General features: G+C 70.1%; 20 protein-coding genes. 8 read left to right on the top strand and 12 right to left on the bottom strand.

The window, feature by feature from the left end; translation table 11 throughout:
- The 3 genes from ON39_RS06085 to ON39_RS06095 all read right to left on the bottom strand — a co-directional run.
- Positions 1 to 247 (bottom strand): hypothetical protein (locus tag ON39_RS06085; protein WP_218006153.1); only part of this gene is annotated, 247 nt, incomplete at its 3' end.
- Positions 248 to 277: 30 nt separating this feature from the next.
- Positions 278 to 1774: a phospho-sugar mutase gene (locus ON39_RS06090; protein WP_040732043.1), complete on the bottom strand. Its 1497-nt coding sequence runs from the start codon at positions 1772 to 1774 to the stop codon at positions 278 to 280.
- The gene (locus ON39_RS06095; protein ID WP_051186344.1) at positions 1775 to 2584 is read right to left on the bottom strand and encodes a purine-nucleoside phosphorylase; all 810 of its coding nucleotides are present in this window, start codon (positions 2582 to 2584) and stop codon (positions 1775 to 1777) included. It lies immediately after the preceding gene.
- A gap of 257 nt (positions 2585 to 2841) precedes the next feature.
- Here ON39_RS06095 and ON39_RS06100 point away from each other — a divergent pair, with 257 nt between their 5' ends.
- The 3 genes from ON39_RS06100 to ON39_RS06110 all read left to right on the top strand — a co-directional run bounded on the left by ON39_RS06100 (position 2842) and on the right by ON39_RS06110 (position 6192).
- A complete protein-coding gene (locus ON39_RS06100) occupies positions 2842 to 3546 on the top strand; it encodes an enoyl-CoA hydratase-related protein (protein ID WP_040732046.1) in 705 nt (234 codons plus the stop codon).
- 217 nt (positions 3547 to 3763) lie between these two features.
- Positions 3764 to 4936 carry a M20 family metallopeptidase gene (locus ON39_RS06105; protein ID WP_040732097.1) on the top strand — a complete coding sequence of 391 codons (1173 nt, stop codon included), beginning with the start codon at positions 3764 to 3766 and terminating at the stop codon, positions 4934 to 4936.
- Between the two features lie 107 nt (positions 4937 to 5043).
- Positions 5044 to 6192 (top strand): M20 family metallopeptidase, encoded by a 1149-nt coding sequence (locus tag ON39_RS06110; RefSeq protein ID WP_040732049.1) that lies wholly within the window; start codon positions 5044 to 5046, stop codon positions 6190 to 6192.
- A 66-nt stretch (positions 6193 to 6258) separates the two neighbouring features.
- On the opposite strand, the gene ON39_RS06115 is transcribed toward ON39_RS06110, so the two are convergent.
- Positions 6259 to 6732 carry a gamma-glutamylcyclotransferase family protein gene (locus ON39_RS06115; protein WP_040732053.1) on the bottom strand — a complete coding sequence of 158 codons (474 nt, stop codon included), beginning with the start codon at positions 6730 to 6732 and terminating at the stop codon, positions 6259 to 6261.
- Positions 6733 to 6922: 190 nt separating this feature from the next.
- On the opposite strand from ON39_RS06115, the gene ON39_RS06120 reads away from it, so the two are divergent.
- The 4 genes from ON39_RS06120 (at position 6923) to ON39_RS06135 (ending at position 11998) form a co-directional block, all read left to right on the top strand.
- On the top strand, positions 6923 to 8326 hold the full coding sequence (locus tag ON39_RS06120; RefSeq protein WP_040732057.1) for an NAD(P)H-quinone dehydrogenase: 1404 nt from the start codon (positions 6923 to 6925) through the stop codon (positions 8324 to 8326).
- Positions 8327 to 8611: 285 nt separating this feature from the next.
- Positions 8612 to 9640 carry a hypothetical protein gene (locus tag ON39_RS06125; protein ID WP_255219234.1) on the top strand — a complete coding sequence of 343 codons (1029 nt, stop codon included), beginning with the start codon at positions 8612 to 8614 and terminating at the stop codon, positions 9638 to 9640.
- Between the two features lie 78 nt (positions 9641 to 9718).
- Positions 9719 to 10765 (top strand): DUF8176 domain-containing protein, encoded by a 1047-nt coding sequence (locus ON39_RS06130; protein WP_040732101.1) that lies wholly within the window; start codon positions 9719 to 9721, stop codon positions 10763 to 10765.
- Positions 10766 to 10822: 57 nt separating this feature from the next.
- Positions 10823 to 11998 carry an aminotransferase-like domain-containing protein gene (locus ON39_RS06135; protein WP_040732060.1) on the top strand — a complete coding sequence of 392 codons (1176 nt, stop codon included), beginning with the start codon at positions 10823 to 10825 and terminating at the stop codon, positions 11996 to 11998.
- 101 nt (positions 11999 to 12099) lie between these two features.
- On the opposite strand, the gene glpK is transcribed toward ON39_RS06135, so the two are convergent.
- The gene (gene glpK, locus ON39_RS06140; protein ID WP_040732063.1) at positions 12100 to 13599 is read right to left on the bottom strand and encodes a glycerol kinase GlpK; all 1500 of its coding nucleotides are present in this window, start codon (positions 13597 to 13599) and stop codon (positions 12100 to 12102) included.
- Between the two features lie 258 nt (positions 13600 to 13857).
- Here glpK and glpD point away from each other — a divergent pair, with 258 nt between their 5' ends.
- On the top strand, positions 13858 to 15612 hold the full coding sequence (glpD, locus tag ON39_RS06145; protein ID WP_040732102.1) for a glycerol-3-phosphate dehydrogenase: 1755 nt from the start codon (positions 13858 to 13860) through the stop codon (positions 15610 to 15612).
- A gap of 19 nt (positions 15613 to 15631) precedes the next feature.
- Here the strand turns inward: glpD and ON39_RS06150 are convergent, their stop codons facing one another.
- The 7 genes from ON39_RS06150 to ON39_RS06180 all read right to left on the bottom strand — a co-directional run bounded on the left by ON39_RS06150 (position 15632) and on the right by ON39_RS06180 (position 21202).
- Positions 15632 to 16828, bottom strand: coding sequence for a sensor histidine kinase (locus ON39_RS06150; protein WP_051186345.1), 1197 nt, complete (start codon positions 16826 to 16828; stop codon positions 15632 to 15634).
- 89 nt (positions 16829 to 16917) lie between these two features.
- Positions 16918 to 17592: a response regulator transcription factor gene (locus ON39_RS06155; RefSeq protein WP_040732104.1), complete on the bottom strand. Its 675-nt coding sequence runs from the start codon at positions 17590 to 17592 to the stop codon at positions 16918 to 16920.
- Positions 17593 to 17676: 84 nt separating this feature from the next.
- A complete protein-coding gene (locus tag ON39_RS06160) occupies positions 17677 to 17898 on the bottom strand; it encodes a hypothetical protein (protein WP_040732066.1) in 222 nt (73 codons plus the stop codon).
- Between the two features lie 95 nt (positions 17899 to 17993).
- On the bottom strand, positions 17994 to 18563 hold the full coding sequence (locus tag ON39_RS06165; RefSeq protein ID WP_040732105.1) for a TetR/AcrR family transcriptional regulator: 570 nt from the start codon (positions 18561 to 18563) through the stop codon (positions 17994 to 17996).
- A gap of 68 nt (positions 18564 to 18631) precedes the next feature.
- Positions 18632 to 19993: a hydroxysqualene dehydroxylase HpnE gene (gene hpnE / locus ON39_RS06170; RefSeq protein ID WP_040732069.1), complete on the bottom strand. Its 1362-nt coding sequence runs from the start codon at positions 19991 to 19993 to the stop codon at positions 18632 to 18634.
- Positions 19994 to 20047: 54 nt separating this feature from the next.
- Entirely contained in the window at positions 20048 to 20230 is a 183-nt protein-coding gene (locus ON39_RS06175; protein WP_040732072.1) for a hypothetical protein, read from the bottom strand.
- Between the two features lie 189 nt (positions 20231 to 20419).
- On the bottom strand, positions 20420 to 21202 hold the full coding sequence (locus tag ON39_RS06180; RefSeq protein WP_040732075.1) for a DNA-formamidopyrimidine glycosylase family protein: 783 nt from the start codon (positions 21200 to 21202) through the stop codon (positions 20420 to 20422).
- Positions 21203 to 21226 lie beyond the last annotated feature (24 nt).

The raw sequence follows: 21226 nt of genomic DNA on the forward strand, positions 1-21226 counted from the left end.
GAGCCCGGGGACGCCGAGGGCGTTCGCTGCCCACTTCATCCTTGGTCCGGGTGAACAGCTCCAGGTGGAAACAGTCCGCGCACCGGTAGGCGTCGACCAGCCAGTGCGCACGGCCGGTCCGGATCGCGCCCCAGTAGCCGATCTCCAGCGGCCCCTCGACCCAGCGGGCATGGCCGCGGGAACTGTCGCCGGAATCCTCGATGAAGCCGGGCATCAGGTTCTCGCTGTCGCAGTGGGTACAGTGCATCGCCGTCATCATCTGATGATGCCTGGCTGTTCAGAGCCCCCGGCAGTAATCGCGCAATGCGGAAACATGCTGTTGCGCGGTGGCCCTGGCGGCCGGCAGTTCGGCGGCGGCCGCGACCGGCGTCACCACCTCGAGATAGCACTTGAGCTTCGGTTCGGTACCGGACGGTCGGATCACGAGGCGGGACGTGGCGCCCTCGAAAACCAGTGCGTCCGTCCGCATCCGACCGCGCACCTGAAGCAGGTCGGTGTACTTCGCCGGCTCGCCCGCGATCTCGTCCGGCGGGTTGGCGCGCAGCCTGGCGACCACGTCCGCGGCGGCCGCGGGCGAGTCCAGCCGTAGCGCGACCTGATCCGTGCTGTGCAGGCCGAATTCGACCGCGTAGTCGTCGAGTCGGTCGGACAGGGTGCGGCCCACCGCCTTCAGCCGGGCGACCAGATCGACGGCCAGCACCGCGGCCGAGATGCCGTCCTTGTCGCGGACAGCAGCCGGGTCGACGCAGTGACCGATCGCCTCCTCGTAGGCATACACCAGGCCGTCGCCCGCCCTGGCCAGCCATTTGAAGCCGGTGAGGGTCTCCGCGTAGCGGGCCCCGCGGGCCGGGGCGAGCTTGGACAACAGGCGCGACGACACGATGGTGGTGGCGACCAGGGCGTCCGGCGGCGCGGTGCGCAGCACACAGTCGCCGAGCAGCACGCCGGTCTCGTCGCCGCGCAGCATTCGCCAGGTGTTGTCCGGCAACGGGATTCCCACGGCGCAGCGGTCGGTGTCGGGGTCGAGCGCGATGGCGACGTCCGCGCCGACTCGGGTGGCGAGGGCCAGGAGTAGATCGGTCGCGCCGGGTTCTTCCGGATTCGGGAACGCGACGGTGGGGAAGTCCGGGTCGGGCTCGAACTGCTCCTCGACCACGTGCACGTCGGTGAAGCCCGCCGCGGCGAGGGCGCGCACCGCCAGCTCGCCGCCGACGCCGTGCAGTGGTGTCAGCGCGATCCGGATGGCGGCCCGCGCCCCGTCGCCGCCGATCAGCGAGGGCAGCGCGGCAACCCGGTCCAGGTAGCGCTGCACCACGTCGTCACCCGCCGCAGCGACCGGCGTGCGCGCGACGGGATCGGTGACCGCGTCGATGTGCCGCTCGATCTCGGCGTCGGCGGGCGCGAGCAGCTGCGAGCCGCCGTCGAGGTAGACCTTGTAGCCGTTGTCGGTGGCCGGGTTGTGCGACGCGGTGATCTGCACGCCGGCCACCGCGCCGAGCTCACGGACCGCGTACGCGACCACGGGCGTGGGCAGCGGCCGCGGCAGCAGCGTCACCGGAAAGCCTGCCGCGGCAAAGATTTCCGCCGTCGCGGCGGCGAACTCCGCGGACCCGTGCCGCGCGTCGCGGCCGACCACCACCTTGCCGCCGCCGAGGCACCGCCCGCGCAGCCACTCGACGAGACCGGCGGTGGCCCTGGTCACCGTCGCTACGTTCATGCCGTCGGGACCCTCGCGCAGCGGTCCCCGCAGACCGGCCGTGCCGAAGCGCAGCATCTACACCCGCTCCAGCACGCCGCGCAGCAGCTTGCCCAGGCGCGGTGCGGCGGCCTGGCCCTCGGCCAGCACCTCGGCGTGCGAGAGATGTCCGCCGGTGACGCCCGCGGCCAGATTGGTGACCAGCGAGATGCCCAGCACCCGTGCGCCGAGCGCGCGGCAGGCGATGGCCTCCAGCACGGTCGACATGCCGACCAGATCGGCGCCGACGGTGCGCAGCATCCGGATCTCGGCCGGCGTCTCGTACTGCGGGCCGGTCAGCCCGGCGTACACGCCCTCGGTGAGGTTCGGGTCGATCTCCTTTGCGAGAGCACGCAATTCGGGGTCCCAGGCGTCGACGAGGTCGACGAACGTCGCCCCGGTCAACGGCGTGCGGCCGGTGAGGTTCAGATGATCGCTGATCAGCACCGGCTCGCCGACCCGCAGCCCCTCGCGGATCCCGCCCGCGGCGTTGGTGAGCAGCACGATCTCGGCGCCGGCCGCGACGGCCGCGGTGACGGGGTGCACCACATCGGTCGGCTGGTAGCCCTCGTACAGATGCTGGCGTCCCATCAGCAGCAGCACCGGCGTCTCGCCGACGGTGACCGAGTGGACCATGCCGACATGCCCCTGCGCGCTCGGCGTCCCGAACCCGGGCAGCTCCGGCATGGGCACCGACGCGACGGGCGTGCCGATCTCCGCGGCCGCGTCCTGCCAGCCCGAGCCGAGCACCACCGCAACCCGGTGACGCGGCACTCCAGTACGTTCGGCGATCGCCTCGGCGGCCTGTTCGGCAAGCATGGGATCACTGTATTGGATCTGCCCGGTCATGGGCTTGCCTGTCGACCCGCTTCGTCGTCCCCGGCCGGGGGTTCTCTACTCGGGACTGAGGACGGGCCGTAGTCGTGAATCGCGCGGGAAGATCAAGTCCCCCAAGGCTGATCGCGTGGTCCTCGAGCACGCCCGATCATAGGTGCGCGCGATGATTGCGAGAAGGGCATACGGCTGCTGCGTGCGAGGTAGAGAGTGCGGCACAGAAATGCTACCCGCGAGTAGGGGCCGCTCCGCGCGCCGGATACTCTGCACCCATGCCGTATCTGGAACGTGAAGGGGATGTGTTCGTCGTCTACCTCGGAAACGAGGGGCAGACGGACAGCGAGAACCGTTTCCACCCGGACTGGATCGACGAGTTCCACGCCGTGCTGGACAAGGTCGAGAGCTCCGAGGGGCCGGCCGCGCTGGTCACCGTGGCGACCGGCAAGTTCTACACCAACGGCCTCGACACCGACTGGCTGTTCGCCAACCTGGACAAGTCGCACGGCTACCTCGACCGCGTGCACTCGCTCTACTCCCGGCTGCTCCAGTTCCCGATGCCGACGGTCGCCGCGATCAACGGCCACGCCTTCGGCGCGGGCGCCATGCTGGCGACCTCGCACGACTTCCGGATGATGCGCGCCGATCGCGGCTTCTACTGCCTGCCCGAGGTGCACCTCGGCATGCCGTTCACCGTCGGCATGAACGCTCTGCTCAGCGGGCGGCTGGCCAACCAGGTCTGCGTGCAGGCGATGACCACCGGCCACCGCAACCCGGCCGACGAGGCCATCGCCGCGGGCATCGTGGACGGCAAGGCCGACGCGGAGTCGTTGCTGGCGACCGCGGTGGCCAAGGCCGCGGCATTGGCGAGCAACCGCAGGCCGAATCTGGCGGTGATCAAGCGCGCGCTGCACGCCGACGCGCTCGCCGGTCTCGCCGTGCCGACGACTCCGGAGAACCTGGCCTTCGCCACCGGCTAGGTCCGGCCATCGGACCGACCGAACGTTCGGCGGTGCCGACGCCGCTGAAGTGCGCGAATAACGCAGCGGCGGTACGAAACGCGGCAGTTCCCGAGGCGCTGGACCGGCGCGGGATACCCTCGGTTTGCGGCCGAGTGCAAGACTGTGTTCCATGCCACCACCGCGCAGCGGGCACCAGGAATCGCGCAGCGACTACGACGTCACGCGCGCCGATGCCATGCAGCAGTCGGACGCGGCGATCAAGGCCGCGGTCGACGAGCTGATCGACCTCTCGCACTCCATCCACGCCGAGCCGGAGCTCGCGTTCGAGGAGACCAGAAGCGTCGCCAAGGCCATCGCGCCGCTCGCCGAGCGCGGCTTCGAGGTCACCACCGGCGTCGCCGAGCTGCCGACCGCGTTTCGCGCGAGCTTCGGCAGCGGCCCGCTGACCGTGGGTATCTGCGCGGAGTACGACGCGCTGCCCGGTATGGGACATGCCTGCGGGCACAACATCATTGCCGCGTCAGCGGTCGGCGCGGCGCTGGGCCTGGCCGAGGTCGCCGACGCGCTCGGGCTGACCGTGCTCGTGCTCGGCACGCCCGCCGAGGAGAGCGGCGGCGGCAAGGTGCTGATGCTCGAGCACGGCGTCTTCGACGACGTGGCGATGGCGATGATGGTGCACCCTGGCCCGCTCGACATCGTCGGCGCGCGTTCGCTGGCGATGGCCGATCTGGCCATCGAGTTCCACGGCCGCGAGGCGCACGCCAGCGCAGCACCGGAACTGGGCCGCAACGCCGGCGACGCGGTCACCGTCACTCAGGTAGCTCTGGGATTGCTGAGGCAGCATCTCCAGCCCGGTCAGCAACTGCACGGTATAGTCGGCGATGGTGGCGTAGCCCCCAACATCGTGCCCGGACGTGCGGAACTGCTGTATTACCTACGCGCAGTCGACTCCGCCTCCCTCGACGATCTGATGCGACGAGCGTCGGCGTGTTTCGAGGCCGGCGCCCTTGCGACCGGCTGCACCCACGAAATCCGGACTGTCGCGCCGACATATACCGAGCTGACACCCGATCCGGCGTTACTGTTTGCCTACCGCGAGCAGATAACCGGTTTGGGGCGAGTGCCGATCGCACCCGAGCTCGAGGCACAGCGGCCGCTCGGGAGCACGGACATGGGCAACGTCACCAACGTCATCCCGGGCATCCACCCGGTCATCGGCATCGATGCCGGTGGCGCGGTGACGCATCAGCCGGGTTTCGCCGCGGCGAGCGTCAACGCTTCGGCGGATCGCGCGGTGGTCGATGGTGCGCTCGCACTCGCGCGTACCGCGATCACGGCTGCCGGCGATGAAGACAACAGGGACAGGTTGTTGCAACGGCTCGTTCAACGACAGGAGGAATCTCGGTGAGCACTACCGGCCGTTCGGCGGAACGGGCGACTGGGACCGATACGGGGGCGTGCGCCCTCGCAGACAGCCCGGCGAACATCGTATTGCCGAACACCGTAGGAACAGGTTTGGGATCAGTAGAGGGCTGGCTGTCGGAGCACGCGTCGGACCTCGTGCAGTGGCGTCGGCACATCCACGCCAACCCCGAACTGTCCCGAACCGAGTTCGCCACCACCGAATTCGTCTCCTCCTGGCTGATCAAGGCCGGCCTGACGCCGCGGCCGCTGCCCGGCGGCACCGGCATGATCTGTGACATCGGCCCCGAGGGCCCGCGCATCGGCCTGCGGGCCGACATGGACGCGCTGCCGCTGCAGGAGTTCACCGGCCTCAGCTTCGCCTCGACCGTGCCCGGCGTCTCGCACGCCTGCGGGCACGACGCGCACACCACGATCCTGCTCGGCACCGCGCTCGCGCTGGCCGAGGTGCCCGAGTTGCCGGTCGGCGTGCGACTGGTGTTCCAGCCGGCCGAGGAGGTCATGCCGGGCGGCGCGATCGACGTGGTCGCCACCGGCGCGATGGAGGGTGTGGAGCGGATCTTCGCGCTGCACTGCGATCCGCGCCTGGAGGTGGGCCGGGTCGGCATCCGCGTCGGCGCGATCACCTCGGCCGCCGACACCGTCGAGCTGGTGCTCGACTCGCCGGGCGGGCACACCTCGCGCCCGCACCTCACGAGCGATCTGGTCTACGCCATCGGCACGGTGATCACCGGCCTGCCGGGCCTGCTCAGCCGCCGCATCGATCCGCGCACCAGCACGGTCATGGTGTGGGGTGCGGTCAGTGCCGGCAAGGCGCCCAACGCGATTCCGCAGACCGGCATGCTCACCGGCACCGTCCGCACCGGCGATCACGCGACCTGGTCGCTGCTCGAGCCGATGGTGCGCGAGATCGTCGACGGCCTGCTCGCCCCGACCGGCGTGCGATACCAGCTGAACTATCGCCGCGGCGTGCCGCCGGTGGTCAACGACGAGCAGTCCACCCGGATGTTCGAGGACGCGATCCGCAGGCTCGGCCCGGACGCGCTGGCCGACACCATGCAATCCGGTGGCGGCGAGGACTTCTCGTGGTATCTGGAGGAGGTGCCCGGCGCGATGGCGCGTCTCGGCGTCTGGTCCGGGCACGGCGAGCAGCTGGACCTGCACCAGCCGACCTTCGACATCGATGAGCGGGCGCTCTCGGTCGGCGTGCGGGTGCTGACCAATATCGTGCTGAACGCTTAACGCGAGCCGCAGATCGATCTCCAACGACGTGGTCGGCCCCTCGGGGTCGGCCACGTCGTTCGTCTGTCAGCCGAAGTTGCCGGGCCCCACGTTGCGACTGTTGCGGGTGCGCAGGGAGTGCACGTAATCCGCGGGCGCCCCGGCCTTTTCGGCCGCGTCGGCGATGACGCCGATGTAGCGGGCCGACGGCAGCCCGCCCTCGTACGCGTCGAGCACATACAGCCAGGCCAGGGTCGGCTCGGCGCCGCTCTCGCTGCGGGTGACGCGTAGCCGGATCTTCTTGTGGATGCCAAAGTCCGAGCCCTCCCAGCGATCGAGGCGCTGCTCGTCCTCGGGCGACACGTCGTAGAGGACGACGAAGACTCGGGAGCCGGGCTCCTCGACCACCGTCGCCAAGGGCCCCTCCCAGCCGATGTCGTCACCAGCGAAGGTGAGCCGCCAGCCCTCCAACCAGCCCGTTCCGGACATGGGCGAGTGCGGGCAGCGCTCGAGCATCTGGGTTGAGTCCATGTTGGACCCGTAGGCGGCGTAAATCGGCACCAGAGAAGGGTAGCCAATAACCTCCGAGGATCGACTCCATCCCGGCCAGATGCGGTATTCCTGCGGCGCGTTCCGGGCGCGGCGGCTGTCTGGACCTGTGGGGGGTGGTGGTCGGGCGACGGGTGGGCCTCGCCCGATAACGTTGACAGGTACCGGAGATCCCGGTGCGCAACCAGGAGCGGAGGTATCAATGACCCGCATAGCGATCATCGGTGGCGGACCGGCCGGCTACGAGGCGGCGCTGGTGGCGGCCCAGCACGGTGCGTCGGTGACGCTGATCGATAGCGACGGCATCGGCGGGGCCTGTGTCCTCTGGGACTGTGTCCCGTCGAAGACCTTCATCGCCTCCACCGGCGTGCGCACCGACCTGCGCCGCGCCCGCGATCTCGGTATCACCCTCGACCCGAACCAGGCGAAGGTGCAGCTGGCCGAGGTGAACGGCCGCGTCAAGGCGCTCGCGCTGGCGCAGTCCTCCGATATCAGGTCCAAGCTGCAGACCGTCGGCGTGACCGTGCTGGCCGGTCGCGCGCAGCTGACCGACAAGTCCACCGGCCTCGCCGCGCACCAGGTGCACGCCGAGCTGGCCGACGGCTCCGAGATGACCATCGAGGCCGAGGTTGTGTTGATCGCCACGGGGGCGAGCCCGCGCGTGTTGCCCGGCGCCGAACCCGACGGTGAGCGAATCCTGAACTGGCGCCAGCTCTATGACCTGGAGGAGCTGCCGGAGACCCTGGTGGTGGTCGGCTCCGGCGTCACCGGCGCGGAGTTCGTCTCCGCCTACACCGAGATGGGCGTGCGGGTGCGGCTGGTCTCCAGCCGGGACCGGGTGCTGCCCGGCGAGGACGCCGACGCCGCCCTGGTGCTCGAGGACGCGCTCGCCGAGCGCGGCGTCGAACTGGTGAAGCACGCGCGCGCCGACGCGGTGGAGCGCACGGCCGACGGGGTCGTGGTCAAGCTGTCCGACGGCCGGACCGTCGCGGGGTCGCACGCGCTGATGACCGTCGGCTCCACGCCCAACACCGAGGGGCTCGGCCTGGACCGGGTCGGCATCGAACTCGACCGCGGTGGTTACCTGCGGGTCGACCGGGTCTCGCGGACCTCCGTGCCCGGCATCTACGCGGCGGGCGACTGCACCGGCCTGCTGCCCCTCGCCTCGGTGGCCGCCATGCAGGGCCGCATCGCGATGTACCACGCGCTCGGCGAGGGCGTCAGCCCGATCCGGTTGAAGACGGTGGCGTCGGCGGTGTTCACCCGCCCGGAGATCGCCACGGTCGGTGTGAGCCAGACCGCAATCGACAACGGCGAGACGCCGGCCCGCACGGTGATGCTCCCGCTGAACACCAACCCGCGGGCCAAGATGTCGGGTCTGCGCAGGGGTTTCGTGAAGATCTTCTGCCGGCCGGCCACCGGCGTGGTCATCGGCGGCGTCGTGGTGGCGCCGATCGCCTCGGAGCTCATCCTGCCGATCGCGCTCGCGGTGCAGAACAACCTGACCGTCAACGATCTGGCACAGACCTTCTCGGTGTACCCCTCGCTGACCGGTTCGGTGACCGAAGCGGCACGTCAGCTCATGCGCCACGACGACCTGGACTGAATGTCTTGCGGTCCAGCGGGGTTCGCGCTGCCAGAAGTTCTGATTCACATTGCTCATCAGGCCTACATATGGTTCACTTCCCGCAGAGATGCGATCGGCGGGCGGTCGCGTGGTTCGGTGTTCGGGGGGATGGCTCTTTTCCCAGTCGAAACGTCGAACGACCTTCGCGTCGTTCGGCGACCGGGCGTCTCGGCAGAGACAACTGAGTGCGACCGAACCCAGGTCACACCCGGGAAAGGGAAACGAAAAGTGAAACATCGTAAGCCGAGTCGGGCGCAGCGAGCGATGGCGAGCACCTCGTTGCCACTGGCCGCAGCGGCCGCCGTGGCCTCTCTCTTGGCGGCACCGGCGGGGGCGGCTCCGAACGATCCGAGCATTCCGCCCACTACCGCGCCGCCGAGCCCCGCTCCGGCGCAGCCGGGCGTGAACGAGGCGCCGCCGAGTCCGGACACCACGAAGCCGGATCCGAACAAGCAGGATCCGAACAAGCCGCCCACCGTCGCGCCGTCGCCGAGCCAGCCGGGCGTCACCACGCCCGACCCCAATCAGGTGATGCCGAACCCGAATCCGAACAAGGATCCGAAGCTGGCCCAGCCGACGCAGCCGGGTGTCACCACCCCGCGCGTCGCGCCGCTGCCGGTGCCGGGTCAGTCGGATCAGCCGCAGCCCGCGGTGGTGCCGGAGACGCAGCCGGGTGACCAGAAGCCGGCCCAGCCCGGCGCGACCACCCCGCAGCAGCCGAGCTCGCCGGGCACGCAGACCGCACCGAGCACTCCCGGCGACCAGAACGCGCAGGCGCAGCAGCCGCAGACCCTGGTCCAGCCGCAGCAGCCGCGCTGGCAGTCCCCGCAGCTGCAGGCGGCTCCGCCCGCCCCGGTCGTCGAGATGACGGGTCCGCACCAGGAGGTCGGCGCGAACATCGACGGCGGCACGCTGCTGCCCGGGTACGTGGCCAACACCCACCACTTCAACAACGAGTCGGGTTACGTCGGCACCATCGGCTACCGCACCCCGGCCGGCGCGGGTGAGGCCGGTGTCTCGGTCGAGTACGTGGACGCCAACACGGTGAAGGTCACTACCTACACCGGCGGTGTCGGTCTCGCCGACAACAAGACCATCTCCGTGTTCGACACCACCCAGGCCAACCTGGCCAAGGCGGCCGTCGAGGACTGGATCAAGGAGCAGCCTGGCGGCGCAGCAGCCCTCGAAGCGGCCGCGCAGGTTAAACTGCCATTGCAGCCGGGCGATCTCGCCCCGCAGACGGTCGACGTGGGTGGTGTCACCACCCAGTGGGGTGGTTCACTCCAGTACTGAGACTACTGGGGCTGATTCGACGGGTGGGGCGGTCGTTCGCGACCGCCCCATACGCGTGTCTTGGGGAAAGGATTGGGTGTGACCTCCGAGGGTGATCCGAGGGAGAAGGAATCCGACGACCAGTCCGCGTCGGATTTCGGCCCCCCGGTGGGTGAATTCGGCCCGCCTGTCTCTGAATTCGGGCCTCCCATTTCGGAATTCGGTCCGCCCGTCGCCGAATTCGGCCCGCCGACGGGGAATACCGGACCTCGCTGGCAGGTGCCCGAGCAGACGGGCGACCATCCCGAGCTGGTGTGGCGGCCCGCCGCGGACTCGGGGACGACGTCCCCGCCCATCCCGCAGTATCGCGCACCCGACTCGTCGTCCACCCCCGACCCGCGGCCCGCGACGCCGCCCGTTCCGCCCCGGATTCCGCCCGATCGGCTGGAGGCCGCGCGCTCGTCCGGCGACGCGGACAAGGACTCCTGGTGGACCCGCCCCACCGATACCGGCAGTGTGCCGAAGCCGCCTCCGCTGACCTCGCCGAGCCTGTCCTGGGCCGACGACCCGATCGCACAGCGACTAGCCCCGTCGACGCCGGCCGCAACGCCCACTCCGCCCCGGCGGTCCGGCTCGCACACCGGCCGCAATGTGCTCGCGGGCATCCTCGCGGTCGTCATCCTGGTCGGTCTTACGGTGACCGTGATCCTCGTATCCAGGAACACCGGCGACGACAACGCGTCCCCGCCCGCCGCGGCCACCAGTACAGCGCAGAACTGCCCGACCACCAAGAGCGGCAAGGTGACCATCGGCAACGGCAACGGCGACACCGCGAGCGGACCCGGCGCGATCCTCGGCTTCCAGTACGCCTTCTATGTGGAGCGCAGCGGCGAGCGCGCGCGAAAGTTCGTCGCCGACGACACGTTCAACGTGTCCACCGCGGAGATCATCCAGAAGGGCATCGACGAGGAGGTGCCCAGGGGCACCACGCACTGCCTGCGGATCTCCGAGATGTCGCCGGGGACCTACGCGGTCGACCTGCGCGAGTTCCGCCCCGACGGCACCGAGCGGCTCTACCCCCAGATCATCACCACGGTGGTGCGCGACGGCAAGAACCTGCTGTACTCGATCGAGAAGCGCGAGTGATCTCAAATATTGAGATAATCGTTTCATATTCTGGTTGGCCTGTGGAACAGTGAGAATATGACGGCGCCTCTTCCGCCGCTCGCGGGCAAACTCGCAGCCCTGCGCAGCTCGGCGATTCGTGACCTGCTGAAACTCACCGCCCGGGCCGAGGTGATCAGTCTGGCCGGCGGGCTGCCGGATGCCGAGCTGATGCCGCGCGAGCGGCTGGCGGTGGCGGCCGACAACGCGCTGCGCCGGGCCGGTGTGCTGCAGTACACCGAGTCGCCGGGCTGGGCGCCGCTGCGCGCGGTGCTCGCCGAACGCGAGTCGGCGCGGCTGGGGCGGACGGTCGAGGTCGCCGAGGTGTTCGTGACGCACGGCTCGCAGCAGGCGCTGTCATTGCTCGCCGAGGTGCTGCTGGACCCCGGCGCGCTCGTCGTGGTGGAGGATCCGGCGTATGTCGGTGCGCTGCAGGTCTTTCGGGCGGCGGGCGCGCGCATCGTGGCCGTTCCGCTCGACGCCGAGGGCATGCGCGTCGACGTGCTGAAGGAGCTGCTGGCGCGCGGCGAGCGGCCCGCCTTCGTGCACACGGTGAGCAACTTTCACAACCCGGGCGGCGTGACGCAGAGCGCGGCACGCCGCAGAGAGCTCGCCGAACTCGCTGCGGCATATGGGTTCTGGGTGATCGAGGACGATCCGTACGGCGAACTCTGGTTCGACCGCCCGGCCCCGGCGCCGGTGGCGACCTACGCGCCCAACGTGATTCGGCTCTCCAGCGCCTCGAAGATCATCTCGCCGACGCTGCGGGTCGGCTGGATGGTCGCGCCCGATCCGGTCTGCCGCGCCGTCGAGTTGCTGAAACAGGGTGCGGACCTGTGTGGTTCGGCGTTCACCCAGCAGATCGCGACCGAGCTGCTCGCCGACGAGACCTGGCTGAACGGTCACGTCGACACCGTCCGGAACGCGTACGGCGAGCGCGCCAAGGCCCTGGTGCACGCCCTGCGCACCACCTTCGGCGACCGGCTGCGCTGTACCGACGCCACCGGCGGCATGTTCGTCTGGGCCGACTTCACCGACGGCACCGACACCGACCTGCTCCTACCGCGTGCGCTGGCGGCCGGCGTCGCCTACGTGCCGGGCTCGGCGTTCGCCGTCGACGGCGGCTACGAGAACTCGATGCGCCTGTGCTTCACCACATCCGACGCCGCCACCCTGGCCACGGCGGTGGACCGGTTGGCGGGCGCGGCCGGGTAACGCGACCGGACCCGCCGTCCCCGGGGCTCAGCCGTTGGTGACGCCAGGCTGTATGTAGTTCGTGATCGTCCACACGTATCCGCCGCCGGCCCGGGTCGAGGTCAGTCCGCCCAGTTGTACGTGCGTTCCACGGCCTTGTTCCAGGCCTTCAGGTGCTCGTCCCGATCCTCGGCGGACATGGTCGGCTCCCACGTCTTGTCGGCGGTCCAGTTCTCCCGGATCTCGTCGGTGCCCGACCAGTAGTCCACCGCGAGCCCGGCCGCGTACGCGGCGCCGAGCGCGGTGGTCTCGTTGACCACCGGGCGCACCACCGGCACGTCGAGGATGTCGGCCTGGAACTGCATGAGCAGGTCGTTGCCCACCATGCCGCCGTCCACCTTCAGCGTGGTGAGCTCCAGATCGAGCTGCTCGGATTCGGCGTCGGCGCGCATGGCGTCGACCACCTCGCGTGTCTGAAAAGCGGTGGACTCCAGCACCGCCCGCGCCAGGTGCGCCTTCTTCACGTACCGGGTGAGCCCGGCGATCACGCCACGCGCGTCCGGTCGCCATCGGGGCGCGAACAATCCGGAGAACGCGGGCACGATGTAGGCGCCGCCGTTGTCCTCGACGCTGCTCGCCAGCGGTTCGATCTCTTCCGCCGAGGAGATGAGCTCGAGGTTGTCCCGGAACCACTGCACCAGCGACCCGGTGACCGCGATGGAACCCTCGAGGGCGTACACGGCGGGCTCGTCGCCGAGCTGATAGCAGACGGTGGTCAGCAGCCCGTGCTTGCTCACCACCGGCGTGGTCCCGGTGTTGAGCAGCATGAAATTGCCGGTGCCGTAAGTATTCTTGGCGTCTCCGGGGGACAGGCAGGCCTGCCCGAAGGTGGCGGCCTGCTGGTCGCCGAGGATGCCCGCGACCGGAATGCCTTGCAGTGGACCGCCGGAGATCTCGGCGTACACCTCCGAGGAGCTGCGAATCCGCGGCAGCATCGACTCCGGCACCCCGAACTCCGCGCACAGTTCCGAATCCCATTGCCGGGTATTCAGATCCATCAGCATGGTGCGCGACGCGTTGGTCACGTCGGTGATGTGCTCGCCGGTCAGATTCCACAGCACCCAGCTGTCCATGGTGCCGAAACACAGCTCGCCCGCCTCGGCGCGCTTGCGGGCGCCGTCGACATTGTCCAGGAGCCAGCGCAGCTTCGGCCCGGCGAAGTAGGTGGACAGCGGCAACCCGGTGCGCTCCTGGAAGCGGGTCGGCCCGATATCGCCGCCGAGCTCGGTAGTAAGCCGGTCGGTGCGGGTGTCCTGCCACACGATGGCGTGATGGATCGGCTCGCCGCTGTCGCGATCCCACACCACCGTGGTCTCGCGCTGATTGGTGACGCCGACCGCCGCGATGTCGTCGCCGCTCAGCTCGTTCTGCTCCAGCACCTCGCCGAGCACCGATTCGGTGTTGCGCCAGATGGTTTCGGCGTCGTGCTCGACCCAGCCCCGGCGGGGGAAGATCTGCTCGTGCTCGCGCTGGGCCACGCCGACGACGCGCCCCCGCCGATCGAAGACGATGCAGCGACTCGAGGTCGTGCCCTGGTCGATGGCGGCCACATAGCGACGCATTCGTGCAGGTTACTAAACACCGAGCGCGCCGGGCCTGATTGCGACGGCGCGGGTTCTCCGCCGCCGCAACGGCCGATCGCCTCGCCGTCCGCGCGCCGCTGGATTAGGGTCGGTTACCGACGGGTAATGCTGGACGACACGGGTGAGGGCGTGGTCGACGAGATCCGCGGCGGCTGGCATAGCCTGTAGCGAGAGCAGCTCGATCGAATGCCCGAGCAAGACCACTACGTCGTCGACACGCGGCTGGAGGAGTCGAGCATGACCAAGAAACCGGAATTTCAGTTCCTCGGTCCGGAGCAGCGCGCGACGGCCTGGGAGCGCTTCGGCAAGGACCACTTCGATGTGGTCGTCATCGGCGGCGGCGTGGTCGGCGCCGGGATCGCGCTCGACGCGGCGACCCGGGGGCTGAAGGTAGCGTTGGTCGAGGCGCGCGATCTCGCCTCGGGCACGTCGAGCCGCTCGTCGAAGATGTTCCACGGCGGCCTGCGCTACCTGGAGCAGCTGGAGTTCGGCCTGGTTCGCGAGGCGCTGCGGGAGCGCGAACTCGCGCTGTCCGTGCTCGCGCCGCACTTGGTGAAGCCGCTGCGCTTCCTCTACCCGCTCACCCATCGCGCCTGGGAGCGCCCGTATGTCGCGGCGGGGCTCGTCCTCTACGACACCATGGGCGGCGCGAAATCCGTTCCGGGACAACGGCACCTGACGCGCATGGGCGCGCTGCGGCTGGCCCCCGGCCTCAAGCGCAGCGCGCTGATCGGCGGCGTCAGCTACTACGACACGGTCGTCGACGACGCCCGCCACACCATGACCGTGGCCCGCACCGCCGCGCACTACGGCGCGGTGATCCGCACCTCGACCCAGGTGGTCGGCTTCCTGCGCGAGGCGGACCGGGTGGTGGGCGTGCGGGTGCGCGACAGCGAGGACGGGCGCACCGCCGAGATCCGCGCGCACGTGGTGATCAACTCGACCGGCGTGTGGACCGACGAGGTGCAGGCGCTGGCGCACAACCGCGGCCGCTTCCACGTCCGCGCCTCGAAGGGCGTGCACATCGTGGTGCCCCGCGACCGCATCGTCAGCGACGCCGCGATCATCCTGCGCACCCCGACCTCGGTGCTCTTCGTCATCCCGTGGGGCACGCACTGGATCATCGGCACCACCGACACCGACTGGAATCTCGACCTCGCGCACCCGGCGGCCACTAAGGCCGACATAGACTACCTACTCGACCGCGTCAACGACGTGCTGGTCACCCCGCTCACCCATGCCGACATCGACGGCGTCTACGCGGGCCTGCGCCCCTTGCTCGCGGGCGAGAGCGACGAGACCTCGAAGCTGTCCCGGGAGCACGCCGTCGCGCGAGTCGCGCCGGGCCTGGTCAGCATCGCGGGCGGCAAGTACACCACCTACCGGGTGATGGCCTACGACGCCGTAGACGAAGCGGCACAGGACATTCCGGCCCGCGTCTCGCCGTCGATCACCGAGAAGGTGCCGCTGCTCGGCGCCGACGGCTACTTCGCGCTGGTCAACCAGACGGTGCAGCTGGCCGACGAGTACGGCGTGCACCCGTACCGGATCAAGCACCTGCTCGACCGATACGGCTCGCTGATCGATGAGGTGATGGCCACGGCGGAGGGCAAACCCGAACTGCTGCAACCCATTACCGCCGCGCCGTCGTACCTGCGGGTCGAGGCGGTGTACGCGGCCGCGGCCGAGGGCGCGCTGCACCTGGACGACATCCTGGCGCGCCGGACCCGCATCTCCATCGAGTACCCCGACCGCGGGGCCGACTGCGCCGAGGAGGTGGCGCGCCTGGTCGCGCCGACCCTCGGCTGGGACGAAGCCGAGATCGACCGGGAGATAAGGACTTACCGCGCGCGGGTCGAGGCGGAGATCAGGTCGCAGACCCAGCCCGACGACGACTCCGCCGACGCGCTGCGCATCGCGGCCCCGGAGCCCCGGCCGGAGATCCTGGAGCCGGTTCCGGCCGACGGCGTAACCGATAAGCAAGTGCCGTAGGCGGATCCGTCACGCCGGTTCAGGAGAGACCGTGCGTCGGCGGCGGCAGCGCGATGGTCGCGATGGCGCCGCCGCCCGGCGCGGGCTCCATCGTGGCTGTGCCGCCGTGCAATTCGGCGATCCACGCGACCAGCGCGAGGCCGATGCCGCTCCCGCGCCCACCGGTGACGCCGCGTGCGAACGGATTGCTCGACAGCTGCGGCTGCAACCCCGCGCCGTGGTCGCGCACGCTCACCCGGCCGTCCGCCACGTGCACCTCCACCGGCGCGGCGGGGTTGATCGTGCCGTGCGTGAGCGCGTTCTCGATCAGGTTGCGCACCGCGAGGCTCAGCAGGTTCGGATCGCCGATCACGACCGTGGGACTGCTCTGCACCACGATATTCGCCGTGAACTCCTCGATGACCGACTCGGTGAGCTGATCGAGCAGCAGCTGCACGCGCTCCATCGTCGTCACGCCCGCCTGCATCCTGGCCCGCGCGAGCAGGCCCGCGACGATCCGCTCCATCTTGGCGCCGAGCTCGCCCGCGTCGGCGAGCGCCCGCTCGACCTCCTGCGGGCTGCGCCGTCGCGGCGCGGTGACCAGGCCCAAAGTGGTGAGCGGCGTGCGTAATTCGTGCGCGGCGTCGCCGAGGAAGCGTTCTTGCTCCGCCACCAGCGCGAGGGCCTGACGCATGCTGCGACCCGACAGCGCGTGCGCGGCAAGGCCGGACAGCGCGACCAGGGTGAGCCCGCCGACGATGAGCGCCCACAGCAGCAGCGCTCGATCACGATCCATCAGCCCCGGATTCGTGCCCGCGAGCACGACCGCCTGGGTGTCGGTGTCCTCCCAGAAGATCGGCGTCGCCGCGAGCCGCACCGGCCGGCCGGCGCTGTCGTGGCCGTCCCGGAAGACGATTCCGCCCGCGCGCACCGCGTCGTCGGCCAGCGCCTCCGCGCCGTTGGTCGGCGGCAGCCAGGAGCGCAGGTGCCCGTAGATCTCGCGCCAGTGGCCGTTGTCGTCGTTGGTGACGATCATGACCGCGGTCTCGCCGTTGGCCAGGTCGTCCCGTTCGACCAGGCCGAGGTCGATGGCCTGCTCGTCCGGGTTGAAATCGATGCTGCGCCACAAGCCGGTCACCACCCGGTCCAGCGCGTCGTCGACGGCATTGTGGCGCGAGCGCGCGTCGATGGCCGCCGCGAGGACGCCGAGGATGATCAGGCAGGTCGCGGTGATCACGGTGATGAGCGCGGTCAGCAGCCAGCGGGTGCGGCGCAGTCTGGCGACGGCGGGTTGGGCGTCGGCGCGACCACCCGAGTCCGCGGGGGTCAGGGCGCCGATGGGGCGCTCCCGATCATGAAGCCCGCGCCGCGCACGGTCTCGATCACCTGTGGCGGCCCGAGTTTGCGCCGCAGCTGGGCGATGACGGCGTCGACCACGTTGGAGGCGGGCTCGGCCATCTCGTCCCAGCAGCACTCGATGAGCTCGCTGCGGGAGACCACGCCGCCCGCACGGGTGGCGAGCAGCTCGAGCACGGCGAACTCCTTGGGCGTCAGCGAGCGCAGGATGCCCGCGCGCTGGACCCGCCGGCGCGGCAGGTCGATGTCGATGTCGCCGAGCCGGAGTCGGGCGGGGGCGGGGTGTTCGCGGCGGCGGCTCAGCGCGCGCACCCTGGCCGCGAGCTCGGGCAGCGCGAACGGCTTGACCAGGTAATCGTCGGCGCCGTGCTCGAAACCCGCTATGCGGTCGGCCAATCCGTCGCGGGCGGTGAGCATGAGGACCGGCACCCGCCGGCCCGCGGCGCGCTGCGTGGCGACCAGGTGCAGGCCGTCGCCGTCGGGCAGGCCGCGGTCGACGACGAGTACGTCGTAGGTGTTGACGGCGATCTTCAGGTCGGCGTCCGCGAGATGATGCGCGAGGTCGACGGCGAAACCCGCCGAGCGCAGCCCGGCGGCGACTTGTCTGCCGAGACCCTCGTCGTCCTCCACCACCAGCACACGCACGCTCAGAGAATAGGGCATTTCAGACCTTGGGCCGGTGCGGGCGTGTTGGTGGTCCGACCCCCTCCGGACCACCAAGCCCCGCGATCAGTTGGTGGAGTAGTACAGATCCCACTCACCGGTCGGGGTCTGCTGGCACTCCCACCACTTCCAGTCCGGGTGCGCGGGCGCGTCCGAACCGTCGGCCCGGCAGGCCGCCTCCGTGCCGTAGGTGCCGACGTAGATCGTCTCCGCATTGGCCACCGCCGACCCTCCGGCGACGAGGCCCGCCGAGAGCGCGACGGCGGCGAGCAGGGTGCTGATCTTCATGGATATTCCTCTCTCTCACGACGCGTGATCCGCGCCTGGAGAGCAGAAAACCGAACTGTCCGTGAGATTTTCGTGAAGCGGGCCGTCACCGCAGGTCAGCGGGGCGCCTCGAGTCTTGTCGCCCAGCCGACGAGCGCGCGCAGGTAGCGCAGCACCAGTTCGTCCGGGTACCGGTCCGGATCGGCGAGGTGCAGCCTGGCCAGCTCTTCCATCGCGGCGAGCAGGATGCGCTCGGTCGGACCGTCGGGATCGACGGTGACGCCGGTGTAGCGGGACAGGTGCCGCGCGCCGATCGCCCGCGCGTAGGCCCGGCCTGCCTCGAGCCGGCCGCGCAGATCGGGCGGGCCGCCGTCCGGCGGGCTGAGGATGATCCGCCAGCTGGTCGGGGCGGCGTGCAGGTAGGCGAGGATGCCGCGACCGACCTGGTCGACCTCGACGGTGTCGGACCAGTCCACGCTGCCGACCCCGGCCAGCGCGATGGCCGACTCGCGGTCCAGCAGCGCGGTCATCAGGCCGGACAGGTCGGTGAACTGCTGATACACCAGGGCGCGGGCGACCTGCGACTCGCGCGCCACCCGATCGATGGTGACCGCGCCGAAGCCGTCGGCGGCCACGATGTCGCGGGCGACGTCGAGCAGCTGTTCACGCCGGTCGGCGGCCGACATCCGGCGCTTCGGCGCGGGCGGTGTGTTCGAGGGCTGGGCGGCATGCCCGGACGTGGCGCGTTCCGTGCTCACCGCACCGACGGTAGCGCAAGCAGCAGATCGACCGCCTTCGCGGCGCTCTGTACCGCGCTCTCCATGGTCGCCGACCAGTCGGTGGCGGTCCAGTCGCCCGCGAGCACCAGGGTCGGCACCGAGGTGCGCTGGGCGGGGCGCAGCGCGTGCGTGCCGACCACTTGTGAGAACGTTGCCTTCGGCATCCGAACGACATGGCCCTGAACGACTTTCGCGTCCTCGGCGGCGGGATAGTAGCGGCGCAGCAGCGCCAGTTGCTCCGCCACGATCTCCTCGGTGGACTTGTGGATCTGCTCGTAGGCGCCGCTGGTGGTCAGGCAGTACAGCCAGGCCCGGTCGGTCGCGCGGCCGGTCATCCGCTGGCGGTCGAAGACCTCATCGATCACGCCGCCGCCGCCGATCAAGGCCTCGAACTCGGCGGCGGTGCCGAGCGGGCGGTCCAGGTACAGATTGGTGCTGACGATCGGGGTGTAGCCCAATTTGTCTGCGGCGGAGTAGATTTCGGCGTGTTCGGGCAGGTCGTCGAGCAAGCCGTCGATGTTGGAGTTGGGGACGGCGCACACCACCGCGTCGGCGGGCACGGTGGTGCCGTCGGCCAGCGTCACGCCGGTGACGCGGCCGTCGCGAATATCGATCCGGCGGGCCACCGCGCGATGGCGCACCTCGACCCCGTGCCGCGCGAAGACCTTCAGCGCGCCGGTGACGAAAAGGGTGTCCAGATCGGTGGTGGGGTAGCCGATGGTGGCGGGCCGCCGGTCCGCGATACCGAGGCGGATGCCGGTGGCCATCACATCGGCGAGCACCTTCGCCGACTCCCGCTGCACCGGCTCGGCCGCCACGCCCAGTGCCAGCCAATCCCACAGGGCCTCACGGGCTTTCGCGGGCATGCCGACCCGGTCGAACCACTGTTCGGTGGTCAGGTCGGGCAGGTCGGCCGGTTGGCGCAGGCATTGCCAGCCGAGCCGCAGGGTGGCGACGGTCGCGCGGGCCCGCTCGACCAACGACGCGTCGGGGTGCGCGCCGGACAGGGTGCGCAGCGCGCCGAGGCCCTTCGTGTGCATGGTGACGCTGCGGCCGTCGGGCCAGCGCAGCGTGGCATGGTGCGGAAAGGCGACGTACTGCCTGGTGCCGACGCTGGTGAGGTAGCGGAACAGATGACGGTAGCCGCTGGCAATCACGTGCTGGCCGTTGTCGGGGACGTCGTCGACCGCGTCGACCTTCATCGCGTGCGTGCGGCCGCCGAGCCGGCCGCGACGCTCCAGCAGAATGACCTTCTTACCCGCCTCGGCGAGCCAGACCGCGGCCGCGAGGCCGGCCAGTCCGCCGCCGATGACCACGTACTGCCGTGGATCGTCCATGCCGCGCTCCTCATAACTTACAACTTGAAAGTTATGTCCGCGCGGACCGCTCCGTCAAGGGCGCGGCGAGATCGTGGAGATCGGCGGGTGTGGCGCGCGCGGTGTGTCGGCGTGCGAATCGGGATGCAGCAGAAGGTAACTGAAGACCACGGTGGCCAGGGTGGCCAGCGCGGCGAGCAAGAGGCGGCCGGCGATCGCGAGGAGCAGCCGTCTGCCCGGTCTCGATACCGTCGTCATGCTGCTCCCTGTGCTGTGTCGTGACTGTCACGGAGGTAGTCGTGCCGCGCGCGCCGATCATTAGCAACTGAGTGGCAAATTACAGTGGGGCGGGGGTGATAGTGGATCGGCGCGCCGTGCCGTCGGCGCCCCGCACAGTTATTCGGTGCGGACGGCCGCGAGGTTTGGTCCGTTCCACCGGCCGAGGTTTCAGGCGTCGGGGCTCGGCTGGCAGCGCGGGCAGAAGTAGATGCCGCGTTCGCGATAGGCGATCCGGTCGGACGTGGGCGCGGGGTCGCCGAGCAGCCGCGACGCGATGGGCGTGCCGCAGCGCTGGCAGGAGCGGCGGGTGCGGCCGTAGACCAGTTCGCGCCGCGGCGGTTTCCGTACCGCCTCCAGCATCACCCGGTGGGCCTCGTGCACCAGCGCGAGCAGATCGGGCACCTGCCCGACGGGTGTCGCCGGGTGGACGCGGCGCAGGAAGCAGATCTCGCTGCGGTAGATATTGCCGATGCCGGCCAGGTTCCGCTGATCCAGCAATGCCACCCCGATCGGCTGGTCCGGGTACCGCTCCAACCGCCGAACCGCCTCGGCCACATCCCAATCCGGGCCGAGCAGGTCGGGGCCGAGGTGATCGATCACCGTGTGCTCGTCGGCGACCCGCAGCACCTCCACCTTGCCGAGCGAGAACCCCACGGCCTCGACCTCGTCCGTGCGCAGCACCAGGCGGGCCGTCACCCGCGGCTTGGTCCAGCGCTGTCCGCAGTGGAAGACCCGCCAGGTGCCCTCCATCTTGAGATGGGTGTGGATGCTGACCGTGGGGGTCCGGATGAACAGGTGCTTGCCGTAGCTGCCGACGCTCTCCACCACCTGGTCGCGCAGATCGACGGTCGCGTACCGGGGGACGCGGAAGTCGCTGGCGGTCAACGTTTTACCGGCCAGTGCCGCACGCAGGCGCGCCGCGGCCAGGTAGACGGTGTCACCCTCGGGCATATCGCCGCCCTCCGTAGTGACTGT

This window comes from Nocardia tenerifensis NBRC 101015, from assembly GCF_000308715.1.
Lineage (GTDB): Bacteria > Actinomycetota > Actinomycetes > Mycobacteriales > Mycobacteriaceae > Nocardia > Nocardia tenerifensis.

Excerpts from the sequence above, each read along its gene's own strand:
- ON39_RS06120 (WP_040732057.1), top strand. The coding sequence starts at position 6,923 with ATGACCCGCATAGCGATCATCGGTGGCGGACCGGCCGGCTACGAGGCG.
- ON39_RS06160 (WP_040732066.1), bottom strand. The coding sequence starts at position 17,898 with ATGAAGATCAGCACCCTGCTCGCCGCCGTCGCGCTCTCGGCGGGCCTC.
- ON39_RS06135 (WP_040732060.1), top strand. The coding sequence starts at position 10,823 with ATGACGGCGCCTCTTCCGCCGCTCGCGGGCAAACTCGCAGCCCTGCGC.
- ON39_RS06180 (WP_040732075.1), bottom strand. The coding sequence starts at position 21,202 with ATGCCCGAGGGTGACACCGTCTACCTGGCCGCGGCGCGCCTGCGTGCG.
- glpK (WP_040732063.1), bottom strand. The coding sequence starts at position 13,599 with ATGCGTCGCTATGTGGCCGCCATCGACCAGGGCACGACCTCGAGTCGC.
- ON39_RS06090 (WP_040732043.1), bottom strand. The coding sequence starts at position 1,774 with ATGCTGCGCTTCGGCACGGCCGGTCTGCGGGGACCGCTGCGCGAGGGT.
- ON39_RS06095 (WP_051186344.1), bottom strand. The coding sequence starts at position 2,584 with ATGACCGGGCAGATCCAATACAGTGATCCCATGCTTGCCGAACAGGCC.
- ON39_RS06125 (WP_255219234.1), top strand. The coding sequence starts at position 8,612 with ATGGCGAGCACCTCGTTGCCACTGGCCGCAGCGGCCGCCGTGGCCTCT.
- ON39_RS06105 (WP_040732097.1), top strand. The coding sequence starts at position 3,764 with ATGCAGCAGTCGGACGCGGCGATCAAGGCCGCGGTCGACGAGCTGATC.
- ON39_RS06100 (WP_040732046.1), top strand. The coding sequence starts at position 2,842 with ATGCCGTATCTGGAACGTGAAGGGGATGTGTTCGTCGTCTACCTCGGA.
- hpnE (WP_040732069.1), bottom strand. The coding sequence starts at position 19,993 with ATGGACGATCCACGGCAGTACGTGGTCATCGGCGGCGGACTGGCCGGC.
- glpD (WP_040732102.1), top strand. The coding sequence starts at position 13,858 with ATGACCAAGAAACCGGAATTTCAGTTCCTCGGTCCGGAGCAGCGCGCG.
- ON39_RS06165 (WP_040732105.1), bottom strand. The coding sequence starts at position 18,563 with ATGTCGGCCGCCGACCGGCGTGAACAGCTGCTCGACGTCGCCCGCGAC.
- ON39_RS06175 (WP_040732072.1), bottom strand. The coding sequence starts at position 20,230 with ATGACGACGGTATCGAGACCGGGCAGACGGCTGCTCCTCGCGATCGCC.